General features: G+C 58.4%; 1 protein-coding gene. It reads right to left on the bottom strand.

Features of this window, described 5'->3' with window-relative positions:
• Positions 1 to 257 (bottom strand): IS3 family transposase (locus HMPREF2896_RS12495; protein ID WP_141754780.1); only part of this gene is annotated, 257 nt, incomplete at both ends.

Genomic DNA, 257 nt, shown 5'->3' with positions numbered 1-257 from the left:
GAACGTAGGTAATGTCGGCAACCCACAGCCGGCCTGGTGCCTGCGCACGGAAGTTTCGGCGCACTAGGTCCGGGCGATGATCCGGTGTCTTCGGGTTAATTGTTGTTACCGGGGTTCGCCCACGTCTGCGGCCAGAAACACCTGCAAGTTTCATCAGACGTGCGGTCTTGTCGCGGCCGATATGAAAGCCTTCGCGGTTCATCGCGTGCCACATTTTGCGGATGCCATAGACCGAGAAATTCTCCGCGTGAACACGC

The sequence above is a fragment of the Corynebacterium sp. HMSC069E04 genome (assembly GCF_001813175.1).
Taxonomy (GTDB): domain Bacteria; phylum Actinomycetota; class Actinomycetes; order Mycobacteriales; family Mycobacteriaceae; genus Corynebacterium; species Corynebacterium aurimucosum.
The sequence above is the reverse complement of the archived record's forward strand: the minus strand, read 5'-3'. Positions and strand labels throughout refer to the sequence as shown.